General features: G+C 56.2%; 29 protein-coding genes and 1 pseudogene. 12 read left to right on the top strand and 18 right to left on the bottom strand.

Features of this window, described 5'->3' with window-relative positions:
* Nucleotides 1–85: 85 nt before the first annotated feature.
* The 10 genes from AC1RDS_RS10490 to AC1RDS_RS10445 form a co-directional block, all read right to left on the bottom strand.
* On the bottom strand, nucleotides 86–2,101 hold the full coding sequence (locus tag AC1RDS_RS10490; protein WP_492226962.1) for an RNA/DNA-binding domain-containing protein: 2,016 nt from the start codon (nucleotides 2,099–2,101) through the stop codon (nucleotides 86–88).
* Nucleotides 2,101–3,423 (bottom strand): restriction endonuclease subunit S, encoded by a 1,323-nt coding sequence (locus tag AC1RDS_RS10485; RefSeq protein WP_492226961.1) that lies wholly within the window; start codon nucleotides 3,421–3,423, stop codon nucleotides 2,101–2,103. The genes AC1RDS_RS10490 and AC1RDS_RS10485 overlap by 1 nt, the downstream gene beginning before the upstream one ends.
* A complete protein-coding gene (locus AC1RDS_RS10480; protein WP_492226960.1) occupies nucleotides 3,413–4,963 on the bottom strand; it encodes a class I SAM-dependent DNA methyltransferase in 1,551 nt (516 codons plus the stop codon). The genes AC1RDS_RS10485 and AC1RDS_RS10480 overlap by 11 nt, the downstream gene beginning before the upstream one ends.
* Nucleotides 4,964–5,133: 170 nt before the next feature.
* Nucleotides 5,134–7,089 carry a peptidase M41 gene (locus AC1RDS_RS10475; protein ID WP_492226959.1) on the bottom strand — a complete coding sequence of 652 codons (1,956 nt, stop codon included), beginning with the start codon at nucleotides 7,087–7,089 and terminating at the stop codon, nucleotides 5,134–5,136.
* A gap of 75 nt (nucleotides 7,090–7,164) precedes the next feature.
* Nucleotides 7,165–7,419 carry a hypothetical protein gene (locus AC1RDS_RS10470; RefSeq protein ID WP_348707529.1) on the bottom strand — a complete coding sequence of 85 codons (255 nt, stop codon included), beginning with the start codon at nucleotides 7,417–7,419 and terminating at the stop codon, nucleotides 7,165–7,167.
* Between the two features lie 31 nt (nucleotides 7,420–7,450).
* Nucleotides 7,451–8,011: a hypothetical protein gene (locus tag AC1RDS_RS10465; RefSeq protein WP_348707532.1), complete on the bottom strand. Its 561-nt coding sequence runs from the start codon at nucleotides 8,009–8,011 to the stop codon at nucleotides 7,451–7,453.
* Nucleotides 8,012–8,039: 28 nt separating this feature from the next.
* A complete protein-coding gene (locus AC1RDS_RS10460) occupies nucleotides 8,040–8,426 on the bottom strand; it encodes a hypothetical protein (RefSeq protein WP_348707534.1) in 387 nt (128 codons plus the stop codon).
* A 40-nt stretch (nucleotides 8,427–8,466) separates the two neighbouring features.
* Nucleotides 8,467–9,003: a hypothetical protein gene (locus AC1RDS_RS10455; RefSeq protein ID WP_492226958.1), complete on the bottom strand. Its 537-nt coding sequence runs from the start codon at nucleotides 9,001–9,003 to the stop codon at nucleotides 8,467–8,469.
* A gap of 232 nt (nucleotides 9,004–9,235) precedes the next feature.
* The gene (locus tag AC1RDS_RS10450; protein WP_492226957.1) at nucleotides 9,236–10,738 is read right to left on the bottom strand and encodes an Arm DNA-binding domain-containing protein; all 1,503 of its coding nucleotides are present in this window, start codon (nucleotides 10,736–10,738) and stop codon (nucleotides 9,236–9,238) included.
* A complete protein-coding gene (locus tag AC1RDS_RS10445; protein ID WP_348707540.1) occupies nucleotides 10,731–10,985 on the bottom strand; it encodes a hypothetical protein in 255 nt (84 codons plus the stop codon). Before AC1RDS_RS10445 ends, AC1RDS_RS10450 begins: the two co-directional genes overlap by 8 nt.
* Nucleotides 10,986–11,138: 153 nt before the next feature.
* Here AC1RDS_RS10445 and AC1RDS_RS10440 point away from each other — a divergent pair, with 153 nt between their 5' ends.
* Nucleotides 11,139–11,345 carry a helix-turn-helix domain-containing protein gene (locus AC1RDS_RS10440; RefSeq protein ID WP_348707542.1) on the top strand — a complete coding sequence of 69 codons (207 nt, stop codon included), beginning with the start codon at nucleotides 11,139–11,141 and terminating at the stop codon, nucleotides 11,343–11,345.
* 50 nt (nucleotides 11,346–11,395) lie between these two features.
* Here the strand turns inward: AC1RDS_RS10440 and AC1RDS_RS10435 are convergent, their stop codons facing one another.
* The 3 genes from AC1RDS_RS10435 to AC1RDS_RS10425 all read right to left on the bottom strand — a co-directional run bounded on the left by AC1RDS_RS10435 (nucleotide 11,396) and on the right by AC1RDS_RS10425 (nucleotide 13,601).
* Nucleotides 11,396–11,833, bottom strand: a complete 438-nt coding sequence (locus tag AC1RDS_RS10435; protein WP_348707544.1) for an HAD domain-containing protein — start codon at nucleotides 11,831–11,833, stop codon at nucleotides 11,396–11,398.
* A gap of 256 nt (nucleotides 11,834–12,089) precedes the next feature.
* The gene (locus tag AC1RDS_RS10430; protein WP_492226956.1) at nucleotides 12,090–12,884 is read right to left on the bottom strand and encodes a DNA/RNA non-specific endonuclease; all 795 of its coding nucleotides are present in this window, start codon (nucleotides 12,882–12,884) and stop codon (nucleotides 12,090–12,092) included.
* A gap of 75 nt (nucleotides 12,885–12,959) precedes the next feature.
* Entirely contained in the window at nucleotides 12,960–13,601 is a 642-nt protein-coding gene (locus tag AC1RDS_RS10425; RefSeq protein ID WP_492226955.1) for an SOS response-associated peptidase, read from the bottom strand.
* Nucleotides 13,602–13,838: 237 nt separating this feature from the next.
* Between AC1RDS_RS10425 and AC1RDS_RS10420 the strand changes: the two genes are divergently transcribed.
* The 9 genes from AC1RDS_RS10420 (at nucleotide 13,839) to AC1RDS_RS10380 (ending at nucleotide 21,802) form a co-directional block, all read left to right on the top strand.
* A complete protein-coding gene (locus tag AC1RDS_RS10420; RefSeq protein ID WP_348703640.1) occupies nucleotides 13,839–14,282 on the top strand; it encodes a LexA family protein in 444 nt (147 codons plus the stop codon).
* 78 nt (nucleotides 14,283–14,360) lie between these two features.
* A complete protein-coding gene (locus AC1RDS_RS10415; protein WP_492226954.1) occupies nucleotides 14,361–15,671 on the top strand; it encodes a Y-family DNA polymerase in 1,311 nt (436 codons plus the stop codon).
* A gap of 344 nt (nucleotides 15,672–16,015) precedes the next feature.
* Nucleotides 16,016–16,165 carry a DUF4113 domain-containing protein gene (locus tag AC1RDS_RS10410; protein WP_492226953.1) on the top strand — a complete coding sequence of 50 codons (150 nt, stop codon included), beginning with the start codon at nucleotides 16,016–16,018 and terminating at the stop codon, nucleotides 16,163–16,165.
* A gap of 436 nt (nucleotides 16,166–16,601) precedes the next feature.
* A complete protein-coding gene (locus AC1RDS_RS10405) occupies nucleotides 16,602–17,690 on the top strand; it encodes a hypothetical protein (RefSeq protein ID WP_492226952.1) in 1,089 nt (362 codons plus the stop codon).
* 45 nt (nucleotides 17,691–17,735) lie between these two features.
* Entirely contained in the window at nucleotides 17,736–18,140 is a 405-nt protein-coding gene (locus AC1RDS_RS10400) for a hypothetical protein (protein WP_492226951.1), read from the top strand.
* Nucleotides 18,141–18,548: a DUF4113 domain-containing protein gene (locus AC1RDS_RS10395; RefSeq protein WP_492226950.1), complete on the top strand. Its 408-nt coding sequence runs from the start codon at nucleotides 18,141–18,143 to the stop codon at nucleotides 18,546–18,548.
* Between the two features lie 116 nt (nucleotides 18,549–18,664).
* Entirely contained in the window at nucleotides 18,665–19,711 is a 1,047-nt protein-coding gene (locus AC1RDS_RS10390; protein WP_492226949.1) for a hypothetical protein, read from the top strand.
* Nucleotides 19,712–20,136: 425 nt separating this feature from the next.
* Nucleotides 20,137–20,475: a hypothetical protein gene (locus AC1RDS_RS10385; RefSeq protein WP_492226948.1), complete on the top strand. Its 339-nt coding sequence runs from the start codon at nucleotides 20,137–20,139 to the stop codon at nucleotides 20,473–20,475.
* 448 nt (nucleotides 20,476–20,923) lie between these two features.
* Nucleotides 20,924–21,802: a hypothetical protein gene (locus AC1RDS_RS10380; RefSeq protein WP_492226947.1), complete on the top strand. Its 879-nt coding sequence runs from the start codon at nucleotides 20,924–20,926 to the stop codon at nucleotides 21,800–21,802.
* Nucleotides 21,803–21,938: 136 nt separating this feature from the next.
* Here AC1RDS_RS10380 and AC1RDS_RS10375 read toward each other — a convergent pair.
* A pseudogene (locus AC1RDS_RS10375) lies at nucleotides 21,939–22,145 on the bottom strand (hypothetical protein); the annotation flags it as partial.
* 42 nt (nucleotides 22,146–22,187) lie between these two features.
* Between AC1RDS_RS10375 and AC1RDS_RS10370 the strand changes: the two are divergent.
* Complete coding sequence (locus AC1RDS_RS10370) at nucleotides 22,188–24,152, top strand: nuclease-related domain-containing DEAD/DEAH box helicase (protein ID WP_492226946.1); 1,965 nt, start codon at nucleotides 22,188–22,190, stop codon at nucleotides 24,150–24,152.
* Nucleotides 24,153–24,336: 184 nt separating this feature from the next.
* Here the strand turns inward: AC1RDS_RS10370 and AC1RDS_RS10365 are convergent, their stop codons facing one another.
* The 4 genes from AC1RDS_RS10365 to AC1RDS_RS10350 are packed head-to-tail and all read right to left on the bottom strand — an operon-like array spanning nucleotide 24,337 to nucleotide 26,471.
* The gene (locus AC1RDS_RS10365) at nucleotides 24,337–24,666 is read right to left on the bottom strand and encodes a hypothetical protein (RefSeq protein WP_492226945.1); all 330 of its coding nucleotides are present in this window, start codon (nucleotides 24,664–24,666) and stop codon (nucleotides 24,337–24,339) included.
* Nucleotides 24,663–25,436, bottom strand: coding sequence for an ImmA/IrrE family metallo-endopeptidase (locus tag AC1RDS_RS10360; RefSeq protein ID WP_492226944.1), 774 nt, complete (start codon nucleotides 25,434–25,436; stop codon nucleotides 24,663–24,665). Before AC1RDS_RS10360 ends, AC1RDS_RS10365 begins: the two co-directional genes overlap by 4 nt.
* On the bottom strand, nucleotides 25,426–25,842 hold the full coding sequence (locus AC1RDS_RS10355; RefSeq protein ID WP_492226943.1) for a hypothetical protein: 417 nt from the start codon (nucleotides 25,840–25,842) through the stop codon (nucleotides 25,426–25,428). The genes AC1RDS_RS10360 and AC1RDS_RS10355 overlap by 11 nt, the downstream gene beginning before the upstream one ends.
* Nucleotides 25,839–26,471, bottom strand: a complete 633-nt coding sequence (locus tag AC1RDS_RS10350) for a hypothetical protein (protein WP_492226942.1) — start codon at nucleotides 26,469–26,471, stop codon at nucleotides 25,839–25,841. The genes AC1RDS_RS10355 and AC1RDS_RS10350 overlap by 4 nt, the downstream gene beginning before the upstream one ends.
* A 136-nt stretch (nucleotides 26,472–26,607) precedes the next feature.
* On the opposite strand from AC1RDS_RS10350, the gene AC1RDS_RS10345 reads away from it, so the two are divergent.
* Entirely contained in the window at nucleotides 26,608–26,832 is a 225-nt protein-coding gene (locus AC1RDS_RS10345; RefSeq protein ID WP_492226997.1) for a DUF2188 domain-containing protein, read from the top strand.
* The last annotated feature ends 152 nt before the right edge of the window (nucleotides 26,833–26,984 follow it).

Below are 26,984 nucleotides of genomic sequence, written 5' to 3'. Positions count from 1 at the left end.
CTCGCTTTTTTGTCCTGTGGCTACAGCTTCATCAGCTCGATGTAGCGCAGGTACCTGTTGCAGGCCCCCGCAGAAAGCCCCCCGATCATTCTTCGGCTTTCCGATAGGACTGCAACTCATGGGTTGGCGTACCAGGAAATGCGCGCCGAATGCGATGCTCCCTGACCAATGCGTCCAAATAGCCTTTGCGCAAACCGTCTGGATCCCGGTTTAAAAGCTCAGCCAATGCACTGAGCCGCACATACCGTCCTTCGCATACCGACAAGATTACCTCCACCATGGCTGGACGCTCCAACCGTGCCTTACCCCGGGGTAGGGCGGCTCGCCGCAACAGGTCGTCCTTCAATGTATCTGAAAGGGCGCTGAGATCATCCAAGACGGGCGCATCCAGCAAGGGCGACAGTAGACAACCGTGCTCATCCCTGGTTGCAGTGTGGGTGTTGACGCCCTCCGTAGTGCGAGGCGTGGCCTGCTCCGGCCGCACGGGCTGATCACTACCGGAGGTATCCTCCTTAGTACCGGAGCTTGCAGTGCTACTACCGGAGCTAGTGCCATTACTACCGAAGCTGAACGCTGCGGGAAATACCTGCTCCGGGGTAACGGGAGCCGCGCCCGGCAAGTAATAAACCTTGCCACGAGACTGGCCTTGGGAGAGCAACATCCCATCACGCTCCAACCGTGCCAGCGCCAAGCTGATGTCATGAGGATGCTGAGGGGAAATCTCGGTCATGCGCGCATGGTTGACCACACCTTCGATCACGGCCGTGGACAGAATCATTCTGTCGAGCGCCCCCACCTGATCGAACGATGCACCAAACCGCGCCCGCAGTGCGTCCAGCACCGCAGGTGGCAGCAAATCCAGCATGTGCAATTCCAGCAAGGTTTGCTCTGGCATGTCCTTTTCCCTCAGCAGCGGCTGACGCCAGTGGCAGCTTTGCCAGCCGCTGTAAATTTTGGGCATGCCCGAGCCCCCACGTTCACCCAGGCCAATGAGCAAGAACATTTGATGCAGGATGCGATTGCGGCAATCGCTCTCGCCACCCCGAATCACCTGCTCCACAGGCAGCCGAAGCAAACCAGGGTTGCGAAAGCCGAACATGTCTGGCCGCTTGACCACCAACACCGACACCCGGCCCGTGTAGTCCGTATGCACCAGGGTGTTGACCAACGCTTCACGCAAGGCAACGTGTACCGGCGTGTCGTCTTGCCTTTGGCCGTCTTTGAGCGAAAACGGCACTTTCAGGTCGGCCACCAATTTTCGGTACACCCGGCGATAAAACTCGAAGAGATTGCCCGTCCACGTGCCGTCCGGCACCAGCCGGTCCACCCAGCGCAGTTCAGTCTTGGCCTCGGGCCGTTCCTGGTAGTCCACAAAATAGTGCGGCACCGCCTCCTGGATAGCCGACCAGCGGCCAAACATCAGTAGACCTGCCAAGGTCAACCCTTCCGCCCCCGTGGCTCGGTCACGGCGCCACCCGCGCAGGCTCTGCATCAAGGCAAAGTCATCCTGCTCCAGGTACGGGTGGCCGGGCTTCTCGTCCTTGAGCATCTGGCGGTAGATGCGCAGGCTCTCCATGTCCACGTCCTCCATGCCGAAGTGCTCCAAGATGCGGGCATCGCGCTCATCCTCCACCTGCTCGGCCAGCATGCGCTTGACGGTTTCCTCATCGCAAGGTCGGTCGCCATCGTTGAGCCGCTTGTAGGTGTGGTCCAAAGGCTGGTTGTTAAGGAAAACCGGCCGCTGCTTGCGCGTGGCCTGTGGGATGCGGACCAGCACTACCGTTTTTCCATCCAACACCAGTTCTAGCACATCTGCATCCGTCAGCAAATTGACGCTGACCTTGCCAGGATTGTTCAAGTTGTTGAACAGGTCCGCCCGCACCTTGGCAGGGTTGGGGATGCCCGCGATGGAAAACACCCCGTCCTTCTCGCGCACACCCAGCAGCACCACGCCGCCGTGGACATTGGCCATGGCCGAATAGGTGGGCCAGAAATCCTTGGGCACCTCGCCCTGGCCGTTCTGGCCCTGGGCCAGCTTGCATTCCAGCTCCACCGTTTCGCGCAGCAGGGCCAGATCTTCCAATGAGGAGATGGGAAGCATCACACGGACTCCTCAATCAGGGACTGGGCTTCGGGCAGGCGCAGCTGGCCGGAGATCAGGCGGGGGAGCAAGGCGTCGCGGAGGGTAGCGAGGGTTTGGGCTTGCTGTTCATTCGATTTCAGCATCTCGAAGACCACGCCGATTTTTTCCTGAAATGCCGTTGCGACCTCTCGACTGGGAACAAGGATGGGAATTTGGCGAACCGTTTTTGAGTTCACTGCATCTGCAATAGATGATGTACTACTCAATCTTGAGAAATCAAACTGCCTCAGATGCAGGTAGATGAACTCGGTTGAAAGCTGTGAAGCTGGATCAAGCCGGAAGTGAGCGATGGCCTCATTGGTGGTCATCTCACCATCAGTAATCGCAACCCGCCCGATCGTCATCTTAAAACTCATCAAGACGGTGTTGTCTGGCACTCGGCGTACGTTGAACTTGTCAACAGCTTCCGCTGTCAGGAATTCGTTAGTTGTGCTCGCATAGGTACCGCAGATCCCCATGTCTCGAATCGACACCCATCTCACATCATTCGAATCTTCGCTGAACCAACGCTGCTCTTTGCGGGGAGGCGTCTTGCCAATTCCAACTTTGGAAACGTCTTCCATTGTTGCGCTGCGCCACCCCCTCGGCACCTCCCCCAACTCCGACGTTTCAAACCCATCGGGAAACAGCGCTGCGATGGCCTCGTCCATGCCGTCGGGCGTGCGGCCTTCCATCTTGGCGCGCACGGGGTCGAAATCGACAAACCAGGACTTGAACAGGGCCTGGGCGATGGCTTCGAGGGTGGCGTTGGTTTCGCGCAGGAGGGTGATGCGATCGTCGAGGGCGCCAAGCGTAGTCGCAATTTCTCGTTGCGATTCGAGAGATGGCGTTGGAACGCGCAGAGCTTCAAGGACGGGAATCCGCAAATTGCTGACCGTCGAGCCAGTGCCTTCGTTCCAGCCGATCTGATGTTGCAGATAGGGTGATTGCAGCGCGTACAGCAAGAATCGGCTATCTACCTTGACTGGGTTCGGTCGCAGCAGCACTTGGCGTTGACCAAGGCAGCATTTCAGGCCTGCAGGAATTTGGCAGACATCCCCCATGGGTGCTTCCCGGGTAATAACGATGTCACCTTGTTGAGGTGCAGCACGCCTGATGCGCCCCAAGTAATGGGCCTCGTCGGTGTAGCTCGGGCTGCTCAGGTCAAGCCGTCCTTCTTTGATGTTCTGGTTCCGCAAAACAATAACGCCGCTGTCCGTCCACTTCGGGGTCGCGTGGGGGCAATCGACCACCAAAAGGCACAACGATTCGAGGGTGTGTTCGCTAACCTCAGAACTCATACCCCAGCCCCCCCAGCTTCGCCCGAATCACCGCATCCAGCTCCGCACCCTTGGCCATCTGCTCGCCCAGCTTCTCAGTGAGCTTTTGCATCTTGTCTGCAAAGGCCTCGTCGTCGTCTTCCACCTCTTCCGCGCCCACGTAGCGGCCAGGGGTGAGCACATGGCCGTGCTGGGCGATTTCGGCCAGGGGCACGCTGCGGCAAAAGCCTTTCACATCCTCATAACTGCCTGTGCCCGGCTCGCCTCGCCAGGCGGCCACCACGGCTTCGATGCGTGCAATGGTTTCGTCGGTCAGCTCGGCCTGTACGCGGCTGATCATGCGGCCTTGCTTGCGGGCGTCGATAAACAGCACTTCGCCCTTGCGCGTTTTCTGCTTGGCCAGGAACCACAGGCAGGCGGGGATCTGGGTGTTGAAGAACAACTGGCCGGGCAGGGCCACCATGACTTCGACCACGTCGGCATCGACCATGGCGGCGCGGATCACGCCTTCGTTGTTCTGGCTGGAACTCATGCTGCCGTTGGCCAGCACGATGCCTGCGCGGCCCGTGGGCTTCAAGTGGTGCAGCATGTGCTGCAACCAGGCGTAGTTGGCGTTGCCGTGGGGCGGGTCGCCATATTCCCAGCGTGGGTCACCTTCCAGGCTACCGTGCCACCAGTCGCTGATGTTGAAGGGCGGATTGGCCAGGATGTAGTCGGCCCGCAGATCGGGGTGCTGGTTGCGTGTGAAGGTGTCGGCAGGCTCGCGGCCCAGGTTGTAGTCAATGCCGCGAATGGCCAGGTTCATGGCGGCCAGGCGCCAGGTGGTGGGGTTGGCCTCTTGGCCGTAGATGCTTACATCGCCCAGCTTGCCGCCGTGGGCTTCGATGAACTTCTCCGACTGCACAAACATGCCGCCTGATCCGCAGCACGGGTCGTACACCTTGCCTTCGTGCGGGGCCAGGATGGCCACCAGGGTTTTGACGATGCTGGCGGGCGTGTAGAACTGGCCGCCCCGCTTGCCCTCGGCACTGGCGAACATGCCCAGAAAGTATTCGTACACCTGGCCCAGCACGTCGCGGGCAATGGCTGCATCTTCGCCAAAGCCGATGGTGGATACCAAGTCCACCAGCTCGCCCAGCTTGCCATCGGGCAACTGCGCACGGGCATAGCGCTTGTCGAGAATGCCTTTGAGCTTGGGGTTCTCGGCCTCGATCAGCGTCAGGGCGTCGTCAATGCGTTTGCCAATGTCGGGCTGCTTGGCGGCATTGCGCAGGGCTTCCCACCGCGCGCCTTCGGGCACCCAGAAGACGTTGACTTCTTTGTAATAGTCGCGGTCTTCCAGCTCGGCTTCGATGTCCGCAGGATCAGCATCGCCGTAGTAATACTCGTCCTCGGGGTTGGTCAGGCGTGCTGTCAGCTCGGCACGGCGGGCGGCAAAGGTGTCGGAGATGTATTTGACGAAGATGAGGCCGAGCACCAGGTGCTTGTATTCGGCGGCGTCCATATTGGCGCGCAGCTTGTCGGCGGTGGCCCAGAGGGTTTTTTTGATGTCGTCGAGCATGGAGGCTGAGAGAATTTGGCCGCACAACCCGGCTCAAAAGAGCGGGTTGGACGCATAGAAATCACTCGTCCCATCTTACCGTCACGATCACAGATGGATACAGGTCCCTGCGCTCGGTCAACTGTCTTGAGGGCGCAGTGCTTCAAATTGGATGAATCGCCCCGGATTCCCTAGACACTCGTGAGCCGTTGGGAATGGCGTCGTTCGAACTCTCTCAACTTTGCATCAAATGGCTCCAGCGCATCCTTGGGCACCTTCGACTCCGACAGGCCCAGCCAATCCCGGATCTGCTGCGGCTCCAGCTGACCCTTGTTGATGAGCTCGTTGACCATCCGAAGATAGATAGCCCGGTTTTCAGCGAGCAGAGTCTGCGCACGTTCGTACTGGGTCTGCAGACCTGCTTCAATTTCTGAATTGGTACCGGCCACATCCGTGTTGATATCCTCCCCGGCCTCCGTGCTGACATCCACATGGCTGATGCGCTTACCAAACGCGGCATGCCGGATAAAGGCCGCCATTTGCTGCGTCGCCAGCTTGAGATCGTTCTCACTGCCCGAGCTCAGCGACTCCATGCCATACACCATCTCTTCGGCAGCGCGACCTGAGAGCGCAACACACACCGCGTCGAGCAGATTGCCGCGGGTTTTGACTTTGAGCGCATTGAAGCTGTTGTAGCCCCCGGAGAAGGTCGCCATGTTGATGCGAATTTCCAGCGGAGCCTGCCGGAAGAGCAAGGCGTATATCAGACCATGCCCCGCTTCGTGCACCGCCAGAACTGCCCGCATGTCTGGGTCGGGTCGCTGACGAAGCTTGCTGATCTCAAACGCTACGGGTACGGTATGTATCCGGTGGCCCCATCGCGCGATCAGTAGTCCGGCATCTGGGTCGACATCGATGGTCAGCTCCTCACCTGGCCCGGCGCCCTGCTCCAGCGCCCACAGCGTGAAATCCACCAGCGGCGCACTCATCAAACCATGCACGGAAGAAAACACCGGACGGGTGCCCTGGGTGGGAAACACCGAATTGGCATAAATCTGCTCCCTGACCGCATCGGTCACTTCAAAGCGCAGTCCACTGGATGCCTCGATTTCCTTCAAGTATCCGTGCACCGCTACCTCGATGAGCTTTTGGTAGGTCGAGCGGTTCAGACTGGGATAGACGACGTGGTTGTTGCCAAGACAGGCAATTTGCTCGGGCTTGAAGCGCTCACTCAACGCCCGCTTCACATCAATGAGCGAAAGCTTGCGGGTCATGGCATGGAACACATCAGCATCCGTGTCGCAGTCCTCCACGCGACTGGCGGCATCTGCATACATCTCATCCAGATTGCCACAGACAAATATCAGCAGTTTCGAGTAATCCGTCTCCCACGCATGGGGGTCCTGCGTGAAGGCAACCAAGCGACTGTGGAGATCCTGCGGAGACCAGGTCATGATTTCCATGATGGACTCCTTGAGCTTCAACGTCGCTTTAAATTCCTGGGCCTGATACGGCGGCAGAGCGAACTTCGAAAGATCATTGCGGGGCGTTCGCGCGAACAGCCCAACGACCACATCCTCCTCGTCAGCATCCGACTTCACGCCAACCCGCTTGTGTTCGTCACGATATGCAGCCTCGGCCAACCTGCGCTCAATATCCCCAAGGAAGCTGATGTTGGGAGGCAATTTCCCGTCGGAGAGCAAGCCCCACACATCCATGTAGTGCTCGACCTTGCGCTCGCGCCCATCGCGGTCAATGGTCCTGAACCGCTGGAACTCATCAAGTACGAGGATTCCGGGAGTGCCCTCGGCGATCGCCGAGTCTGACAACATGGAGCCGATCGACACCCCTCCTCCATTGGAATAGCCGTCCATCTGAACTTCGATCAGGCGGTCATAGAAGCCGAGCTTTTTGGACAGGCTGCGAATGAGTTGGGTCTTGCCCGTACCGGTGAGCCCCCACAGGTTCACGATGACTGGCCGGTTGATGATGTCGGGCAGGACGTACCACGCCCGTATTGTGTCGATCACGCGATCGATGATGTCATCAATCCCAAAGAGCTCGGTCTTGAGTTCTGCGGCGATGTGTCGTAGCTGAGCGCTGCGTTCGTTGATATGCGACCGCAATTGAATGTTCTTTGTTTTCATGGTGATGGTGGAAATTTGTGTTTGGGTTCTGCAGCGGTCACATCTCGCGTGACCGCCATGGAATGGAGATCGCTATCAACGCCAGAAGCGAATCCGTTTCAGGAAGGCGACCAGATCGGCTTTAGCCGTCTTGGCCACTTCGTGCAGGAGCGCGATGCGCTCCTCGGGCCTGACCTTCAAGAGCAGACGCAGGAGTAACGTGAGGAGTAGCGCCACCGCAGCACCCGCTACAAAGAGCCAGGCGTCCATGGGATCCCAATCCCTGCGGAAGATGAGATACGCGTTGATGGCGCTCAACGCCAGGAGCGTCAGGTGAATGATCCAGTGCATCGTTGACTCCTTTCGTGGCCATGCCAGTGAGTCAGTTCATCCATAGCGTCTCGCGATACACCGCCCGCTGCATATCGACCGCCCGCCGGACATCCAGCCCCTTGTAGGAACCAAACCCCAAGATCCAGGCGAGATAACGTCCGACCTGGGGGTCGGCTTCACACAGTGCCTGCAGGGGCTTGCTCAGCACATCTGCTCTGACATGGCTAATCCGCTGGTACATGTCAGGCGTCGATACGTAGTGACGTCCAAACATGAGCTCGCGCAGGCAGAGGTAGTAGCCACAGGGGTTGACCAACAGCGCCACGGCAACGGGCTCCCAGCTGGATTTGAGGACCAAGGTTCTGCAACGGCGGGCACGCCCCATGGCCGCTAAACACTGCGACAGTGCAGTCGGATCTCCTTCATCCAGTTCTCGGGGCGCAGAACGCAAAGGCAGGAGATATGCGGCGACCAGTTCATCCAATGCAAAAACCGTTGTGACGAATGGCACCAGCGCCTGGTTAGAAAGCAGCGGTAGTTGCCCGAGCAACTGGGCACGTTGCTCAGCCTGGACCTGCAGAGCACGCTGACTCTGGGGGGCTCCGAACATGTCCTGAGTTCCTTGTCGGGCTCGGTGATTACGCACGGGAGGCTCCTTTCTTGGAGGCTGCCCTGCGGGTGGTCGCACGGCTGCTGGTTTCTCCCGTCCGCCCGCGGGGCTCGAGGATGAAGTCCTCTTGAGTCAACCGCTGACCGATCTCTGCCGGGTCTATGTCGCCGGTGATCTGGGCTACGCACAGGGGCATCGCGACGAAGTGAACCGCTCCGGGCAGTCGCTCAATGAGTTCCAGCACTTGGGCATGCAGTTCACGGTGGATCTCCCCCCAGCGCGCTGCGGGGACCGCTTTGCGAAAGCTTGCTGGCAACGCCAGGATGCACAGGCCCTTGTGCTCCTGCACGAGGTGGGTAGGGGTGGAGCCAGCGGAAGAGGCGTTCTTGGATATTGGATTGGATGTGGGTTTCATGGATGTTGGGGTCTAGTTGTTCAGCGTGTGGGGCGCATAGTCAGAGGTTTGCCATGAAGCCGATGGCGGCGGTGATGCGCGCGACTTGCTGGCGGTCGAGCTCTTCGTCTCCACTGACGTCGAGCACTGCGCCCAACGTGCTGCCGCATTCGGCATCACGTGATCGCAAGCGGCGCAAGGGGGCGTCGAGGATCACAAGGCGCCGCGCGACAATTTCTTCGCGTTCCTCGCTATTCAGGCTGAGCGCAGGGTCTCGGTCGGGATGGTCATGCAGGTAGCCCGCCAGTCCACACGGAGCGACCAAAGCGGCTGCGACTGCCACATCCCGCTCCCATGCGTGCAGGGCCGGATACCGTCGGGCGCGTTTGGACATCTGAAGGCTCCAGTCGAGCAGGGAATGTTCTGCAGATTGGCAACACTCGGGCGCCCAGGCGACCCTCGCCGGTATGGAGTACGCCGCAAGAAGTGCCTTGTTGAACACATCGGCGATAAAGCGGCGCAGACTCTTGTTGGCGCAGGCTGGCAGGTGATCGAGCAGGTTTGCGACTCCATGAATTTGCTCAACTCTGGAGGTCAACGACCTATTCTGTGGAGCCGCTGGTGCCGGTGGCACGTAACAGCTCTCGGAATATGGGGCTCGGGGATATCGGCGCACAGTGATGGGGTTCATGGTTTCCTGGCGATGAAAGACTGAAGGTGAATGAGGTGGGCGATGACACAGCGAGGGGACTGCGTCGGACAAAGCTCCGCCCAGACCGCTGCTTGGTGCCAGCGGGGTTCGGAGGTGTCGACGGTGGCTTAGTGCGGCCTCAGGCGTGCAGCGGGTTCAGCCGTCTGACGTGAGTACGCATCGCGCCCGGGGGCGGGGGTTGCGGGTCTTCGCCCGCATGGCGTTCGGGCAGGGTGATGTCCTGCGATGTGCGTGACCAGTTTGTTCGGGCCCGTTCTAAGGCTCCCACCGCAACGCCTCGGGGTTTAGGCACGGGCATGGTCGCCCGCTTGCTGCCCCCTGCTTCGGCGAATAGGTTGCTATCGCCCACTTGCTGCAGGTGAGCGCCGTCCATGCGCAAGACCTTGCCGGTGGCAAGCCGACTGGCCAGTAGACGCTCCATGGCCGAACCGTCCTGGCGCGTGAGGTTGGGCACGTATCGGCTGTAAACCCTGAACAGCATTTCGGTAGAGGTGTGGCCGAGCTGGCGTGCGATCCATTCAGGAGCCTCACCGGAAGCCAGCCACAAGGTGGCCGCGGTGTGGCGCATCTGGTAGGGCCTACGTTCAGTCATGCCCAGATGGCGCAACAATGGATACCAGACGCGGTCCGTGAAGTTCTTGTTGTCCAGCGGTGCGCCCATGAGGTTGCAGAACACGTAGTCCGACAACTTGCCTGTGACTTCGTACTGTTTGGCCAGTGCGTCAAACACCGGCTGGCTCATCTGGATGTCCCGCTGGCTACCGTCGGTCTTGGTGTACTCATCCTCTCCAAGAACGAAGGTCTCCCGGACCCGAATCAGGCGGCGCTCGAAATCCACGTAGCGCCATTTGAGGCCATGGACTTCGCCGGTGCGCATGCCGGTGAAGAAGCGCACGGTGAAATAGTTGCGATAGTCCGCACGGACGGTCGCCAGAATGCTCTCTACATCCTGCAGGCTGAACGGATCCACATCGACTTTGCGCACCCGCAGTCGTTTGATGTTGGTCGTGGGCGTCGTAAACTCGAATCGGTCGGCGGCTTCGTCAATGATCTGGCAAAGCGTGCCAATGATCTCGTTGATCCGTTTGGGTGAGAGTCCTTCCTTGTCTCCGCGACCTTTTACTTTGGCGAGTGTGGCGCGGTAGGCAAGGATGTCGGATTTGGTGATGCTGCTGACCACCTTTTGCCCGAAGTGAGGGATCAGGCGACCGTCTAGGGTGGAGCGCAGGGATCGGATATGGCTGCGTCGCCATTCGATCTCGTGCTCTTTGAACCACTGCGTGGCGAAGGTGGAGAAGGTTGGCGTTTGGCTTCCAGTATCGTCTCCGATCACGATCGGATCAGCCGTATGAACATCGCAACCTACAGGCGCTACTGCGATCTGGTCGGTTTGGACTGCTACCCTTTCCAGGCGGGCTAGCGCCTTGCTGTTGGGGAAGTAGTTCGCGTAGACGAACGTGCCTGCCGCGATTTCTGCCTCGATCTTGTCCAGAACCTTTTCTAGCTTCCTGCGGTTTGCTGGCGTGTCGCTGAGTAGCGTCTGTTCGCGGCATCGATCCCCATGGAATCGAAAGTCAAAAAACAGCAATCCGTTATCCACTCTGCTTCGAATGCTAGGCATGCAGCACCCCACCATTGGCCATCGGGATAGCGCTTATCCCTATCGGCCGGTCTCGTGATTCGGACATCATGTCGCGCTGGACACTCTCCCATATGTACAAAATCTTCCTTCCCCCAAAGGGGCGAAAATAGTGGACTCCTTCTATCAGCACACTGTCCTTAAGCCGCTCGCGGATCGTGCGCACGTCGTACTTGATACGCGTCGACAGCTCGTCGGTTGTCAGATAAGTTAGCTCCTCAGTGTTCATTTCTTTGCTCCTGGTGTTATCGCTTGCTAAACTAGGAGACCAGAAAGACTTTCAAATGCTCTTTTTGATCTCCTGGAGAGCATTGTGCACCTCTTTTTAATCCTCCACAAGCTTTTTTAACCTCCTAGAGATTAAAAACATCTTTTAAAGACCATGATCCGCTGCCACTTAGGCCGTTTGTTGGGCGAGAGAAAGCTAAAAATCAGCGATGTCGCCCGCGATACAGGCATCAATCGCGGAACGCTGACGCGGCTGTATCAAGAGACAGTCGAAAGAATCGAAATAGATGCAATCAACCGTTTGTGTGGCTATCTTGGAGTTACGGTAGCCGATCTCCTTGAATACCAGCCTGATGAGTAAGCGCTAACAGGCCTCTGCCTGACCGCCACTATGTGCTTCCCGGCAGCCGCTCAGCATCCTGAGGGATGCGTGTTGGTGTGGTCCAGCCACGCCGTGACCTGGCTTTTGACGTGCTGGCAGCTGATGCCGGTAGCAGGGTCACAGGCCACCACCTGAAGAGGGAATCCCGCTGGAAACTCGCTGGGCTCATCGTCAATCACAAGGCCGCGTTCAATCTCAGGGTGGGCACTCCGGTACGCCGTGATGGCCTGCAGCTTTTCTCCGGGTCCCACGATATCGATCTCATGGGCACTCAGCGCGCTCAAGAACTCGCGGATCTCTTCATGTGGGTATGTGAGGTGCCAACTGGAGTGCACCACGATGCGAATCGCCGGGTGCGAGCTGAGAATGGCTGCCAGATCAGAGAGCCATTCGAAGGGAAGACAGGACCCTGCAGGCCCGCCGGCTGGGTGCAATACGCCATCGAAGTCGATGAAGATAGCCCTCATTATTTCTTCTCTCTGTTGCCTGTTCGCGGGCTTCCGCGCGGGTCCGGAGTTCATCGTACTAACGGCTCGGTTGATGCGAGCAGGCTCAAGCGCTGTTTAACGCGTGCCCCCTGCAGGAGTGCCCTGCAAATCAAACTGGTTCGAGAGCTGATCAGTTGACGGTCCCGTCATGTTGCACCTTCGATCGACATTGTGTTGGCGGTCCGACCAGGGACGCCCCATTGTGGGCGGTATTCACCAGAGGTGCAAAACACCCTCAATTCGGTTGTGAGCCCGCAAGTCTCGGCAAGAACTCCACCCCCGTACGCTTTACCAGCTCCTCGTAGGTGATGGGCCTGCCGACCCGCTCCTCCTCCCGGTTCTCCTGCCAATGCGCCCAGGCCCGGTTGTCATGCTGGTCGTACACCAGCTTGAACAGGTAGGCTGGAACCCTGACCCCGTTGTTACCGATGTGGGGACTCTCCGGGGTGAACACCGGCCCGGTGATCACGAACACATCGCCCTTGGCCCGCCGGATATACCGGCGAGTGTCCTGCTCGATCTTGGCCCAGGCACCACCGTTGTGCTGGATATCCTGCGGCACCATGTTGGCTAGGCTGAAGCTCTGGGCCATGGCTGTCGGCGTCGGCATGTCTCCTGCCGGGGCCATGTGGCCACGGGAGTAACCCGATCGCTTGTAGTCCTCCAGTTCGGCACGCTCGCCTCGGGGAAGGCGCGCGTCAGCAAAGAACTTGGTCGCTCTCTTCTCGTCAGCGTCCTCGATGGATTGGCGATTCAGGCGTTGCGCCACATAGACCGGCGTCCTGGTCTCCCCGCTGTGCAAGATTGCAAAGGCTTCGTAGCAAAGCTCGCGCAGCTTGGGACGTGCCGGTATGGCGGGTGGTTTGCCATCCACGAAGAACTGGGGACATTGGGCAAATCGGGTCGGATGTCCTGATGCACTGTCCAGGGCTTCAAAGACGGGGAGCCGGGCATGGGCTGCGCTGGTTACGGTCAGTGCCAGGATTGCAGTCAGGCGCAACATGCGCGCCCATAACGCGGTCTGTTTCATTTCAATCGGTTGGTTTATGCTGGATCAATGCATGGGGGCGAAGTGCCCCATGCTTTTGGAAAGATTGCTCGGGCTCTATCCCGCCCGCAGGCCCTCGGCTGGGAAGGGTCGCAGGAATTCCATGCTACGGGTCGCGGGTGCTTGAAGCCAGTCTTCAAACTGTTCCGGTTCCAGAATCACCACCATGCGTTTTTCATCGGTGGGCTTGTGGAACAGGTTCATCAAGGGATGTCGGTCTGCGTTGATGGTCAGCATGGTGAAGCTGTGTACCGTCTCACCCCCCGGAGATTTCCATTGGTCCCACAGCCCGGCGATCCCCATGGGTTGGTCATCCGCACGGCTGATGCGGGTCGCAATGGCTTTGCCCGAACGCCAGTCCGGTTCATAGATGGCCATGGCCGGGATGATGCAGTGGCGGGCTTGACGCCATGCATCCCGGAAGCTGGGCTTGGTGGCCACTGTCTCGGACCGGGCATTGAACGTGTGGCGACCCAGCTTGAGATCGTCAGCCCAGTGTGGCACCAGTCCGAACTGTCCTATCAGGGCTTCATGGGCTGGGACGGCTTCATCGCCCACATCAGCATGCGGGTGCCTGCGGATGAAGCTGCCCTGGTAGCAGGGCCACATGTCCTCCTTGCCTGGGGCGGCAGGAGGCTCAGCCTTGAAGATCTCCCGATAGGTCTCGGGTCGTTGGATGCCCTGGTAGTGGCTGCACATGCCCTGTCCTGTCGTTGTGTGGTGTGTCGTTGTCCCCAATGCACGGGGTCAATGCTGTGGATAGTTCCTGGGATAACCCGCCCATCCTGCGCCAGTACTGGCCTGCAGCGCAGCGCTTAAAAGATGGGCAAACCATTCCAGTCGGACATGGCCCGAGAACTGCAGCAGGGAATATACTGGATATAACAACAGTATTTGTGTCTGCAGCTTGTTCGCCTGTCCTGGCTCCCCTTCCCCATGCACCCGGTTCTCCATTCTTCCTGCTCCACTCCTGTGCCCTATGCCCCTGGACTGACGGCACTGGAGATTGACACGAGCGTGCGTGCGGGGTTTCCGTCGCCTGCAGAGGATTTTCAGGCAGAGCGGATTGATGTTCTGAAGCACATCATCGTGCATCCCCAGGCCACCTACACCTTACGCGTGCGGGGGGACTCGATGCGCGACGAGGGCATCTTCGACGGCGACGTGATCCTGGTGGACCGCGCTATCAAGCCGCGCCATGGTCATATCGTGGTGGCAGTGGTCGATGGGGCCTTCACCTGCAAGAAGCTGTGGCTGCGTGTCGGCAAGCTCAAGCTGCTGTCAGCCAACCCGGAATTCCCGGACATCATTCCCCAGGAGGGCCAGACCATCGAGGTCTGGGGTGTCGTCCTCGCCAGCGTCAAGCGGTTCCAGAACTGAATCCGATGGTGCCCGGTTCTATGACACGTCTCGACAATCAACCCGAGCAGGCGCTCTAAGCACGGCTGGAGGCCCCCTGTGTACGCGCTGGTGGATGGCAATAATTTCTACGTCAGCTGTGAACGGGTGTTCCGGCCGGACCTGCAGCATCGCCCGGTGATCGTTCTGAGTAACAACGATGGCTGCGCCATTGCCCGATCGAACGAGGCCAAGGAACTGGGGGTGCGCATGGGCCATCCCTGGCATGAGATCCGGCACCTGGAACACCAGGCGGGCCTGGTGGCCCTCTCGGCCAACTTTGCGCTGTATGGCGATATGTCTGACCGCATGGCCAGCCTGGTGGCTGCGCTGGGTCACCGCCATGAGGTGTATTCGATTGACGAGAGCTTTGTGGACCTCAGTGGCATCCGGGGCGACATGACCGAACGAGCCCATGCCATCCGTGCCCGGGTGTTGCAGTGGGTGGGCATACCCTGCGGCGTCGGTATCGCCCATACCAAGACCCTCGCCAAGCTGGCCAACCATGTGGCCAAGACGGCTGAACGCAAACCCGGCTCCTACCCCTCGAAATTGGCCCAGGTGTGCAACCTCGCGCAATTGCCCCGTGAAGATCTGGATGCGGTGCTGGATTCGACTGATGTGGGAGAGGTTTGGGGCGTGGGGCGCAAGATCGCGGCCCAGCTCAAGGTTGCAGGCATTGAGACTGTGCTGGACCTGGCTCGGCTCGATCCGGCCACCGTGCGCAGGCGTTGGTCCGTGGTGCTGGAACGCACGGTGCGAGAGCTGCAAGGCATGCCGTGCATAGGACTGGACGATCAACCGCCACCTAAGAAGGAAATCGCCTGCACCCGGTCGTTCGGGCAGCCAGTCAGTGGGCTTGCGGACCTGGAACAGGCCGTGAGCACGTTTGCCAGCATGGCGGCGCAGAAGCTACGCAGGCAGTCCAGCCACACCGCCTATGTGCTGGTGTTCATTCACACCAGCCCATATCGCAAAGGACCGCAGTACGCCAGATCCATCACCGTACCGCTGCTGCGGGCCACCAGCGATACGGTGCCCGTAGTCAATGCCGCATTGGCCGGGCTTCGCCGCATCTACCGACCGGGCTACGCATTCATCAAGGCAGGCGTCATGCTGCTGGATTTGCACAGCGCAAAGCTGCGGCAAGGGGAGCTTGATCTGGAGCCACAGGAAGCCCAAGACTGCACCCGTGAGCGTTTGATGGGGGTGCTCGATGAGCTCAATCAGCGCTACGGGCGGGGGACGCTGAAGCTGGCCAGCGCAGGGGTCGAGGCGCTGGGAGAGCGTGCAAGCTGGGCCATGCGGCAGGAGCGCAGGTCACCGGCTTACACGACTTGTTGGGATGATATGTTGGTGGTGGGGGAATGAGCCGACGTTTTTGCGGAGAGTCTCTATTGCCACTTGTGTGAGGCTGAAGTCCGACGATGGGCGGGCGCTGTTTTGGGGCGTTGAAGGTTTTCCTATATGGTCAGCTATGCAGCGGTTGCAGTCATCCGTTGTTCGCCCTCGAACGCACGCTACTGGTCAGATTGCTGTCATCTACTAAAGGCAAAACTCTGCGAGCTGCTAGCAGTGCATACAGATCTACCCTGTAAGTTCGACCGCCTATCACGCTTGCGCCTCATGTCTAGGGTGTCGACGATGAAAGCCGACACAGTAAGCTTGTCTTGTGTTTTTCAGTTTTTATATGCGCATCGCCGTCTTCATGAACCTTGGCATCGTGCAATTCGCTGGGGGATCTCCAGTTGCACATCGGCAGCACTGGCGCAAGCAACAAAGCCCGAACATGGGGAATGAAGCAGCTGCGGCGCACACCGCAATACACCACACGGTGGGAGGATGTTCCTATCGCGCGCGCATGAAGGTCGGATAGTTTCGCGTCCGCGAAATTCTGAGCCCTCCCCCACTGGCAATAAATATTGATCCCGTTTTCAAGTGGCCCCCGTAGATGGCAACAATCAGGGGCAGCAACGATACGAAGTGCAGCAACGCCAGCGCAACATCGCAGCCCTCAAACGTCAGGCTGTCGCCTTGGGTTTTTAACCCAGTGGAGGCGCTCGCATGAACTTCTGCCTTCTGGTTTGTTTCTTGTGAGACGTATGCTCAGATGTTCGCTATTTGGTGCAAGCCAGTGACAATGGCCCCATCATCACCGTCGGCAAACGCCATGCCAAGAAGCATATTTGGCGCCATTGACAAGTTTCTTCCAAAAGTTTGGCCGCTCCATACCCAGACGCAGCGCAGTGCGGCGCAGACCGTCCAAGGATTCGCAGCGTTTTTAAAGATTCAAATTGGAGATTGAAATTGCCTTTTACGCCATTTCATATGGGAGTTGCGCTCATTGCGAAGCCGGGTTTCAACCGACACTTCAGCGTGATGACGTTCGGTGTGGCTCAGATCGCGATGGACATTGAACCTGGTGTCCGCATGCTGACCGGCGGCGACGTTCTGCACGGCCCAACGCACACTATTCTTGGCGCATTGGCCATTGCATGCCTTGTGATGCTTGTGGGGCGAGGCATTTGCAGCTACCTGCTGAGGAATTGGAACCGGGAGGTCACTCACTACGGGCTGCACCGGCTGGTTCAGCCAGAAACTGTATCAAAAACCGCCTTGATGAGCGGTGCATTGATCGGCACCTTGAGCCATGTGGCCCTCGACAGCCTGATCCACCTTGACATTCAACCATTGCTTCCATTCTCAAGGGCGAATCCTTTGCTAGGCCTGGTCACGCACGACGCGGTGTATGAGCTTTGTGCAATAGCAGCCGTCTTGGGGACAGTGGCGTGGCTTGCATTGAGGTGGGCAAGTCAAACCACTCAATCTGCAAGCATGTCCGCTGCATCGATGATTGGAACTCAGCACCGATTGTGGGCTGTGTGGGTTCGGAAATTGCGCTGGACCTGGTTCTGGATCTTGTTGTTATCGGTCGCGCCAGCCTTGACGTATGGAACAGGGCTATTTTCAATGGGTGTTCTGATGGTCGCTGTCGTCATTGGCGTTCCATTGCTTGTGATCCACAAGATTTTTTCCAAAGACTCGGTAAAGAATGGCGTCAGGAGATTGGCGGTCATGGTGCTGGTGCCGATAGCCTCACTGATCCATGTGTATAAAGTTGACGAGCAGGTTCCGGCAAATGCCGCCCCAATCACAAAGGCCATCGAGTCCTTCCGTCTTGAAACCGGGCACTATCCAGACTCACTGGAACTACTCACGCCAAAGCACCCATCGCGATTGCCAGACCTGACGCCCTCTCTCATTCAGCCGCGGGTTATCTACCGCGTAACGGATGGCAAACCCTACCTCGCAATACCGTCAGCAGCGGGTGATGCATTTTCCAGATACGAGTACGACTTCGAGACCAAGATTTGGGAGCATCAGTCATGAACCGGCGCAGCTTTGCTGCAAGCACTTTTCAATAGCCGGATTCAAATGGACTCGTTCACCGAACTGCAGCGCCCTTGGAAGCTAGCGACACTTGCCATCGGCATTGGGCTGCTGGTCGTTGGATCCTTTTACTACGATGCACCCGACTGGGACATACCGGTCAGTTTCATCATGGCGACTATGGCGTACCTGACAGCATCATGGTCGATGCACGTCATGGTTGAGCGACGGTGGCGGCAATGGCCGGCAATGCTGTTCTGGACGTGGTTTACCGTTGATGGGTGCTACTGGTTGTACTGGCGTTTCATGAACCCAGCGGCACTTGCGTTGATGCGCGAGGCCAATGCACCAGCGTCACTTTCACTTTACTGGATGTGCGGGTTGATTTGGTACTACCGTGGCCCACTGCGCGCAATGTGGTTGGACCTGAAAAGGGCTGCAATCAAGTAGATGGATCGCCAAAACCCATTCAGACCCGGACCGCGAATGCACCGCTCCGTTGTCGTTCCGTTGCGGCGCCCTACTTCCGACACGGCTCTCCTTGTGCAAGCAGCAAGCATGGGGATTCGGCAAGTCTTTCAGCCAGGCTACCAACTCTCCAAAGCTGGCGTCATGCTGCTCGATCTTGTGCCCGGCAGCGTGCTGCAGGGGGAACTGGACCTTGAGGAAGTTGCTGGCCGTGACCGGTCAAAACTGATGACCTCGGTAGACGCGCTGAACGGCCGGTATGGCAAAGGAACCGTGCACATCGGCAGCACTGGCGCAAGCAACAAAGCCCGAACATGGGGAATGAAGCAGCTGCGGCGCACACCGCAATACACCACACGGTGGGAGGATGTTCCTATCGCGCGCGCATGAGGGTCGGGGCAGTTTCGCGTCCGCGAAATTCTGCGCTAAACACACAACTCGTTCACTATGACGTTGCATTCAAAATACACACGAATAAATATTCTACCAACACACATCTGAAGCAAATGAAAGCCACGAGAAGACCATTTCACCACTTATACAACGTTGAAGAAAAAACGTCAGTAGCGCAACTTTCTGACGATTTCGGAGATTTTCCACCCATACCGCTGCAATGCCAAATTGTTAATGGTCATTTTTCGATAATTAGAATGCAAGGCCTCGGGATCATAGCAAATGACATTCTTACTTATTCAAAATTATATCGCGATCCAGATATAGAAAATAAATTATCAACTGAGTTTTCGAAGACACTTGACCCTGACACCTTATCAACTCTACGCATTTATAAAAATTACGTTGCAAAGAAATCAAAGCTCACACGAGCCATTCTTAACGGAAGTGCTTTCTGCATAATTACTGCACTAAGTATTAAGGGACTAATCGTCTCTTTTTTTTCAAAGAATAAAAGATTAGGATATTTTGCAAAAATATCCTCAGATGATTCGAGCATCCACATCATCTCACCAAAAGACGAAAAAGCAGTCGAAGAGTCAGTGTTATCACACGAACACATCCACTTGCTACAAGGGAAAGATGGAGAATTACATTCAAGAACCATAAAATACCCTGAAATGATACTCAGGGATGACATGTCAGCCGATCATCTTAAATCCTACATTTATTTGTTTGAAAAAAAAGAAGTGGAAGCCCGCCTGCATGAGTGTGTGCTTTCTTTCTATCGCGAACACACAAATCTTCCTATAACAGCCTCAGACTTTATATCAATGCTTCTAAGCAGCAAGCAGCTCGGATGGCTAATTCATGGAAGCTTGGATGAACAGAAATTTCCTTACGAGTTTAAATATTCTCCATATACTGAAAGAGATCCGAAACTCGTACGACAACTAGAAATCGCCCTATTGGGTATAAAAAATAATGAAATTCTATGCAGATTTACAACTGAAGTTCTTGCAGTGATGTACGGCAATCTACTTAGATATTATGGCGACGAGAAAAAGAGTACTGAATACTTAAAGGATATAAAAAGACCGAATCTATATGACAAACTTTACGGAATCGAGACCCCCACATTTGCAGAAAATGCACCCTGAATCAAAAACAAAAACCAATACAATAGATCTGCTGCCTTGGTAATGCTGCCAGGTCGACTGATTTGGACGCTTATCGAGGCTGCGCCGACAACCGCTGTGCACACCAATTGCGCGCGGGCCGGGCTACTGCGCAAAACAGTTTATTAGGGTACTCCGTCGCCGACGAAGGCTCGTATTCCGCTTCCCGTCCCCGTGTTAGCATCCGCTGGATGGTCAACTTGCTATACGAAATAAACGCGTGCAAGCTCAGTGATAAACTGTTAGGCCGCTGAATTTTGAACACCGCCGTCACAGCGCCCGAATGTTCTTGTCAGCCCGTCTCGCGATAGAAAGATAGGGAAAATACGGCGATGTTGCTTTGGTTTCCCGCTGTTCCGTGTGCAATTTGTGACTGAACTGCTTTCGTCAAATAAAAGGATCCACAAATGATCAAGCGCGTCGCCACAATATTGCTGGCATTCATCGCAACGTCACTATTAGCGCAGACCAGCTACCAGCAGGTTGGTAATACAACCTTTTCCAGCGATGGCACGTCGTACCAGCGCATTGGCAACACCACTTTGGGCTCAGACGGAAGCAGTTACCAAAACATCGGCAACAGCACGCACACCAACGATGGTCAGTCGTACCAGCACATCGGCAACAGTACGTTTGGTTCTGATGGCAGCTCTGCGCAAAGGATTGGCAACACTACCTTCATTCAAGATGGTCAAGGGAAAAATCGCACTTGTCAGCAAATCGGCAGTAGCACCTTCTGCGACTGACATCTCGATGGCTTCATGCCAGGTGGTGGAACTCTCCAGCGGAACGATTCAGCGCGAACCTGCGCGATTCGGCTGGCAAAGCCATTACCAGCGCCGCCAGAGTTGCATTTGCACCCGGCTTTGCAGTCACAACTGGCAGACGCTCTGATTGTGGCGTTGGGAGATGCAGACTTTGGTGGCCACAACGCTAGGGGGTGCCACCAGATCATTGCCGAAACCCACAGCGAGCACCTCCTGCTCCGTTTGTTGAGGAGGATTCGACAAGCCGCTGACCCAGATCGTTCTCTTGACCCTCACTCTCTTGGTCGCGAAAGTGTGGTTGTTTTGTACGTGGACCCAAATCCTGACGGAATGTCCACAGTGAAGCATCTCCGAATTTCCCGTGAAGGCGAGTTCATTGACCGTTGGCCGCATGGTTTTTTCGAGGAGCGTTGGACGGAGCTCTTCGATGAATGATCGTTACGGAGTTGATCCCTGTGCAGCGTCCACGGCTCTTGAACTGGCGTTTCTCCTGCGGCAGTTCGGTCCTGAGCACGGACGCTTCATTGTCAACTTCCCGTCCGACTGGCACGCGCATGTCGGAGTGCAGTATCCGGGCGCAGGAGATATCGAGCGTGCGCGTCTGACGGAGTTGCTGCGCAGAGCCAAACGATCTCTCCTGCCCACGAACACGCGCTACTCGTCAGCTCTTCCGTGGGTAAAGAATGCAGAGCACCTGAAGGAAGTACAAGGACTTATTGGCCCCATCGGATCAAAACCACCTTGTCGAGCAGTGGCAGATGTGCTCAGCGATCCCGATGCCCTCCCCGACTGCAGTGGGGGGCACATACCAAGGACTCCGGTTGCCTACGCCGATGTCGCTAGACCGTTGTTTCAGATATCTACGAAGGTAGTCTTGATTGACCCGTACTTTCAACTCCGCTATCGAGACAAATACTCTCAACAAACGCGTTCGGCTGATCGCTACGTGCGATCCTTAAAAGCGTTGATCAGGGCCGCGCAAGCAGAGAAGGTTGAAATCTTCAAGCTCATGGTGACAGCTGGTCAGGCAATGATCGACGTTGACGATGGAAAGGTGTTCGAGGCAGATCTTGCTGCGATCCTGAGTGATGTGGGCGGTTCTGACATTGTGATCGAGTACGGTCTGTTGGATAAAGAACATTCACTGGACAGGCACCCGCGCTACTTGCTCGGAAATGAATGTGGTCTTAAATTTGACTGGGGTTTAGACGTCAGAAACGACAACTCAACCAACCATGTGGAGTGGATGGGACGTGCTGTCCTGACGCCTCTTTTAGATCGCTTCATGCAAGCCGTGACTTTATGAGTTCTTACCAGTCCTTCCCAATCAATCGGCCGTCGCGATTGAGCGTGCGCGGTTCATCTGTTCAGCTCGCCATCTCGATGGGCGAGCACTCGATGAAGTGAATGATGGCAACGTTCCACCCAAACCTGGAAAACATTTACAGACTAACTGTGCCGCCCACGGAACCATCGAGGGCATCGTCCACTTCGATGCCGCGATACCTCACTGTTGACCTAAGCTTGGAGTGCCCCAGGAATAGTTGCAGGGCGCGTGGGTTCTTGGTATGCCGGTAGATCAGTGCCGCTTTGGTTCTGCGCACTGAATGCGTCCCGTACTCGGCGCGGTCGAGACCCGGTTCATCGATCAAGAACGGCAAGTTTTGTAATTACAATCATAAAAATAATAAATGGCCGTCCTTATCCCCACCTTGGAAGCAGCAAAATCTGCCAAACAAAAGCCGACTGAGGGCGAGGTATTTCTTCTGGAGTTTTTGGAGTCGCATTTTGACGACCAAGTTGAGGTGTACTTCCAACCCTGTTTTAATGGGGATAGACCAGATATCGTCCTCATGTCACCCGTCATGGGTTTAATAATTATCGAGGTCAAAGACTGGAATTTAGATCTCTACAGTATTGACAAAAATAACAAGTGGGCCGTTAGCCTCCCCTCTGGCTCGCAGCAAGTTAAATCTCCGTTCCAACAGGCTTACCGCTACAAAAAGAACTTCTTTGAAATCCATGTCAATGGTCTGCTTGAAAAGAGTCTGAAGAGTGAGAAGTTCTTCAAGCTGATCAAGACCTATGTGTATTTTCACAATGGCAGCAAGAGAGCACTTGACCGCTTATATCAGCCACACTTAGACCGCCTTCACGAGCAAGCACTTGAAAATGAAAAGCAGCTCAAGGGTAATCCCGATTATTTTGCATCTTATGAAAAATCTCGTGAGTGGATTGAACGTGGCAAGTTCAGGTTTGAACGCGATCTAGCTCTGTCACTTCACAGAGATAAACTCAAGAAACTCACCTTCCCCATCTTCGCTAAAGACACCCTCTTTGATGAGTCTGTCTACAACGAATTTAAGCGGCTACTCAACCCACCTTATCACTATGCCCATGAGGGCAAGCTGCCCAGCTACTCAGAAAAACAAGCTAAGCTGATCCAAAGTAAAGCCGGAGCAAGAAACAAGGTCTGTGGTCTTGCAGGTTCAGGCAAGACTGTGGTGCTCGCTGGACGGGCCGTCAATGCTCATAAGAGGCATGAAGGTAGGGTTCTAGTGCTGACCTTTAACATTACCTTGGGCAGCTACATTCACGACAAGATCAGTGCCGTCCGTGAGGACTTCCCTTGGTCTGCCTTTGACATCAGTAACTACCACCGGTTCATCACCATTGCATTGAACAATGCAGGAATTGATGTCGTCATTCCCGAACATCTGCAATATGACGGTAAAGATGCTGCCACTGCGCGACGTATTGCCACAGAACGCGACCTCTACTTGGAAGCGACCTACTACAGCAACCAACACGTCTTTGAAGGCAAAGAAATCAAGACGATCTACGACACCATCCTGATTGACGAGATTCAAGACTACAAGCCAGAGTGGATCAAGTTAATTCGTTCAAACTTCCTCACTGAAAATGGAGAAATGCTCCTTTTTGGTGACGAGAAACAGAACATTTACAAGCGGGCTTTGGATGGAGAGCGGCGCTCTAAAGTCGTTGAAGGTTTTGGCACCTGGATAAAATTGACTAAGAGCTATCGCTACACCTTGCAATCTCCAGTTATTCCATTGGTGGATTCATTTCAAAGGTCATTTCTGTTTCACGAATATGAGCTGGACTCGGACGAGTCTTTTCAAATGAGTCTCACTAGCATTGGAGTTCAGGCATACACCACATTTGATCGTCGAAATATGGATGAGCTGGCGGCACATATCATTAAGATTGCCAAAGAACATAGCATTCACCCCAATGACATTTCCATCATCTCTTCTCAAGAAATTGTCTTGCGAGATCTCGATCATGTTCTTAGAACCTCTGAATTGCACAAAGAAAAAACCCTGTGCGCCTTTCCTTCACTGGAAGTATCAGAACACCCAAAATACTCAAAAAAATATCAGGAGATCAGTGCTTCCAAGAAGAATGGTTTTAATCTCAATAGTGGACTAATGAAACTCAGCTCCACACACAGCTTCAAGGGCTTTGAATCCCCTCTAATTTTTTTACTTGTCAATAATAATGACAGTCCAGAAATGGTCTTCACGGGCCTGACTCGTGCAAAGGAAAATATCGTAGTTTTCGTGGAGAATGAAAGCCGCTACTTTGATTTCTTTGCTAGGCACTTGATTAAGCTTGAAATCCTAGCTGCATAAAATATTTACCCTTATAAGGGTAGCTCTCAAAAATCCCAGTGTGCCTGCCTGAATCGCCCAGTTTTTTCTCGATTTACTCATCAGGCGACCGCGCGTCTTGGTGTCAAACAGGCTGCCATCCGGTGCCACCCGGTTGCCCAATCTCAGGGGTGGACGTTCACTGTCGGCGTTGGAATTGTGATGCTCATGCGGATTTCCCGAAGAGCTCCATCCAGTGCTTCCGTTTTTGAGAACGCACAGAGTCTTCCTCGCCTCTTTCCTTGAGTTGGGCATGCCAGAGCTTGCACACTTCCTCCCGGTGTGCAGGGTGAACAAAGATGCCATACAACAGGGGCCATGCTGAGTTGATGGTTTGCAGTGCTTCGGACAAACTGTCACACCAAGGCACAGACTTTTCAGTCTCAACAGGTGGGGGGTCATCCTCCAGAAAGTCAAACAGCCCTTCCTCGCCTGTAGAGGCAAGTCGGTACTGACGATCTGGTACGTGGAAAGTCTTTTCCTCCGATGCGATCATGGTTTCGTCGGTATCAACGTGATCATGGTTAAGACGGTGTCGTCAGGGAGTTTGACCGACTGCGTCTCCACGGTACGCCGATAAGCCTCGGGTCCCTGCAGCCAGTGATCGGCCGCTTCCTTGACTGGCCTGGATAGCCCGCTGGCTTTTCCGAACGCCATCGCGAACGCTGCAGTGTCGTGGTGCAACTCCTGCCTGACGTAGAAATCCTGCGGAAACGCAAGGTTCTTCTGGTTCCAGACCCGCCTAGTCTGGCTGTGGCACGCGACGCAGGTTTGGGTTTGAGCGCGCCTGGCGACTTTGATTGCCGACGCTGTCAAACTGGCTTCAAAGTCATTCCCCAGCGCCTTCGCCGTGTCTAGGTTGGTGCGCTTGCCGTCAAGCCAGGGATCAACTAAGTAGCTCGGCAAGATCAACTGGCTTGCATATACGTTCGCGTAAGCCTCGATGTTTTTCGCTTCGGCATTCTGAGGACCGATGTCCTCGTTCGCACACCGAAACGAGCCCTGACCTTTGTCACAAATCCAGTGTGCCAATTCGTGGGCTAACGAAAAGCGCTGGCGACCGGGGTACGTGCCAAGGCCAACGCTAATCACTGCCTTGTCGCCGGCAGCGACGAGGCGCGCCGCACACCCGCATAAACGCCGATAGACAACTTCCGCTCCCCTGTAGTTTGCGATGGCTTCTAAGTCGATGTGGGAAGGCTCGCGGACGCCGTGCTGCCAGAGCAGCTTTTCAGGCAGGCTTAGGGTCGAATACTCAACGGCCATGGTCTTCCGGCTTGACTACTCCCATCCTCACCAGATCGTCGTAGACCGTGGCCAAGTCTTCGTCGGTTTGCTTCTTGCCGTCTCGAAATGCCATGGCGATCTTGGGCTCGCGCTGGAACGCCTCGGTGACGATTTCCTTGAGTCGTTCCATTGCTGGGCGAATCCGGTCGATAGGATGGGTTGCAGCCGCCGCCTTGCTAGCTGCCTTGGCCGAAGCAAGCCTTGCCCGCATGCCGGCCGCGACCACATCTTGAAGCTTGGCATGCGTTTGCTTAGCAACTGAGCTCAAGTCTTGTCCAGCTTCTCGGTACTCGTTCCGGATCTCGTCGTCGCTGGTGTTCGCGAGGTCTTCCAGCGCCCTGGCGCGGATGAAGCTGATTTCCTGGCTTTGTCTGGACTGCTTCATGATTTCCTCCTGCCTGGCATCAAGGTATTGAGGCCTCTGCGAAACCGTCTTCGGGCTGTGTCGTATTGCGTTTGGTTCATGCCCGAGGCGGCACGGATCTCGGCTGGTTTCAGGTCATCCTTGTCACCCATGATGAGGTACTGGATCTCTTCGTCGTTTGCGAAATGGGCCTCTATGAGGGCGGCGTCGGCGGCAGCGCGGCTTAGCCGCTCGGTTGTTTCCTCGATGTCCAGCGCCTGTTGAACGACATCGGCGAAGGAGAAGCCTGCTTGCGCTAGAGCCAGCTCGGCACTGCCCTCGTCGCCCGCCATCGCCTCAAGGTGGGCGGTCCGGGTCTGGACAACGGAAACGCTTGATCCGTCAGCGATTGATTGCATGGTTCTGATGATGTAGGCAACGAAGTGCACGTCCCTGGGCCAGTGGCGGCCACCCTTGACGCCGACGCCCTCCAGAGTCCGCTGGACTGCTTCTCCCAGAAGTTCGAGCGGGTCTGTGTATTCGGTACCGAACAGGGCGTACTGAGCCGCGCGGTGGATGCGCCCGAGTTCTGCCTCGGACAGGCTTTCGATTGCCTCGCAGACTTCCTCGGCCGTCGCGTCGGCGCTATCTGGTAGTCGTTTAACTGTCACGGAGCCCCCTTGTTCCCGTTATAAGTATGTGCGGTGATTCGTGCCGCTGCGGACATCAGGGGTATTTTGTCCGCGTTTTTGCTTGTCACCGCACATACAAATGAGCAGCACTTCAGCTGTGACAAGGATGATTGAAATGACGAAACGCAATCAACATGTGGTTCCGCGCGAAGATGGATGGGCTGTCCAGGGCGCAGGCGGCAAACGCGCCACGGAGCTCTTCGACCGGAAGACAGATGCCGTCGACCGGGCGCGTGCCATTTCGCAGAACCAGGGCACCGAGCTGCTGATTCACGGACGCAACGGGCAGATCCAGTCCAAGGACAGCCACGGCAACGACAAATTTCCGCCCAAGGGTTGAACCATGGCCAGATGTACCGCCCCCGTCGAAGGTCATCGTTCCTCAAGCGCTGCAGCCGCATGCCCTTCATGCCGTGGCCGCTACGGCCGCTACGGCGGTTACAGCAGCTATGGGTCGTATTCGCCGTCCTACTTCTCGTCGGGCAGCAGCGG

It is taken from the genome of Acidovorax sp. GW823-FHT02H02 (assembly GCF_058797075.1).
The sequence above is the reverse complement of the archived record's forward strand: the minus strand, read 5'-3'. Positions and strand labels throughout refer to the sequence as shown.

Bases quoted from the DNA above. Each gene is read 5' to 3' on its own strand.
- AC1RDS_RS10490 (WP_492226962.1), bottom strand. From the start codon at position 2,101: ATGCTTCCCATCTCCTCATTGGAAGATCTGGCCCTGCTGCGCGAAACG.
- AC1RDS_RS10485 (WP_492226961.1), bottom strand. From the start codon at position 3,423: ATGAGTTCTGAGGTTAGCGAACACACCCTCGAATCGTTGTGCCTTTTG.
- AC1RDS_RS10480 (WP_492226960.1), bottom strand. From the start codon at position 4,963: ATGCTCGACGACATCAAAAAAACCCTCTGGGCCACCGCCGACAAGCTG.
- AC1RDS_RS10475 (WP_492226959.1), bottom strand. From the start codon at position 7,089: ATGAAAACAAAGAACATTCAATTGCGGTCGCATATCAACGAACGCAGC.
- AC1RDS_RS10470 (WP_348707529.1), bottom strand. From the start codon at position 7,419: ATGCACTGGATCATTCACCTGACGCTCCTGGCGTTGAGCGCCATCAAC.
- AC1RDS_RS10465 (WP_348707532.1), bottom strand. From the start codon at position 8,011: ATGTTCGGAGCCCCCCAGAGTCAGCGTGCTCTGCAGGTCCAGGCTGAG.
- AC1RDS_RS10460 (WP_348707534.1), bottom strand. From the start codon at position 8,426: ATGAAACCCACATCCAATCCAATATCCAAGAACGCCTCTTCCGCTGGC.
- AC1RDS_RS10450 (WP_492226957.1), bottom strand. From the start codon at position 10,738: ATGCCTAGCATTCGAAGCAGAGTGGATAACGGATTGCTGTTTTTTGAC.
- AC1RDS_RS10445 (WP_348707540.1), bottom strand. From the start codon at position 10,985: ATGAACACTGAGGAGCTAACTTATCTGACAACCGACGAGCTGTCGACG.
- AC1RDS_RS10440 (WP_348707542.1), top strand. From the start codon at position 11,139: ATGATCCGCTGCCACTTAGGCCGTTTGTTGGGCGAGAGAAAGCTAAAA.
- AC1RDS_RS10435 (WP_348707544.1), bottom strand. From the start codon at position 11,833: ATGAGGGCTATCTTCATCGACTTCGATGGCGTATTGCACCCAGCCGGC.
- AC1RDS_RS10430 (WP_492226956.1), bottom strand. From the start codon at position 12,884: ATGAAACAGACCGCGTTATGGGCGCGCATGTTGCGCCTGACTGCAATC.
- AC1RDS_RS10425 (WP_492226955.1), bottom strand. From the start codon at position 13,601: ATGTGCAGCCACTACCAGGGCATCCAACGACCCGAGACCTATCGGGAG.
- AC1RDS_RS10420 (WP_348703640.1), top strand. From the start codon at position 13,839: ATGCACCCGGTTCTCCATTCTTCCTGCTCCACTCCTGTGCCCTATGCC.
- AC1RDS_RS10400 (WP_492226951.1), top strand. From the start codon at position 17,736: ATGGACTCGTTCACCGAACTGCAGCGCCCTTGGAAGCTAGCGACACTT.
- AC1RDS_RS10395 (WP_492226950.1), top strand. From the start codon at position 18,141: ATGGATCGCCAAAACCCATTCAGACCCGGACCGCGAATGCACCGCTCC.
- AC1RDS_RS10390 (WP_492226949.1), top strand. From the start codon at position 18,665: ATGAAAGCCACGAGAAGACCATTTCACCACTTATACAACGTTGAAGAA.
- AC1RDS_RS10385 (WP_492226948.1), top strand. From the start codon at position 20,137: ATGATCAAGCGCGTCGCCACAATATTGCTGGCATTCATCGCAACGTCA.
- AC1RDS_RS10380 (WP_492226947.1), top strand. From the start codon at position 20,924: ATGAATGATCGTTACGGAGTTGATCCCTGTGCAGCGTCCACGGCTCTT.
- AC1RDS_RS10370 (WP_492226946.1), top strand. From the start codon at position 22,188: ATGGCCGTCCTTATCCCCACCTTGGAAGCAGCAAAATCTGCCAAACAA.
- AC1RDS_RS10365 (WP_492226945.1), bottom strand. From the start codon at position 24,666: ATGATCGCATCGGAGGAAAAGACTTTCCACGTACCAGATCGTCAGTAC.
- AC1RDS_RS10360 (WP_492226944.1), bottom strand. From the start codon at position 25,436: ATGGCCGTTGAGTATTCGACCCTAAGCCTGCCTGAAAAGCTGCTCTGG.
- AC1RDS_RS10355 (WP_492226943.1), bottom strand. From the start codon at position 25,842: ATGAAGCAGTCCAGACAAAGCCAGGAAATCAGCTTCATCCGCGCCAGG.
- AC1RDS_RS10345 (WP_492226997.1), top strand. From the start codon at position 26,608: ATGACGAAACGCAATCAACATGTGGTTCCGCGCGAAGATGGATGGGCT.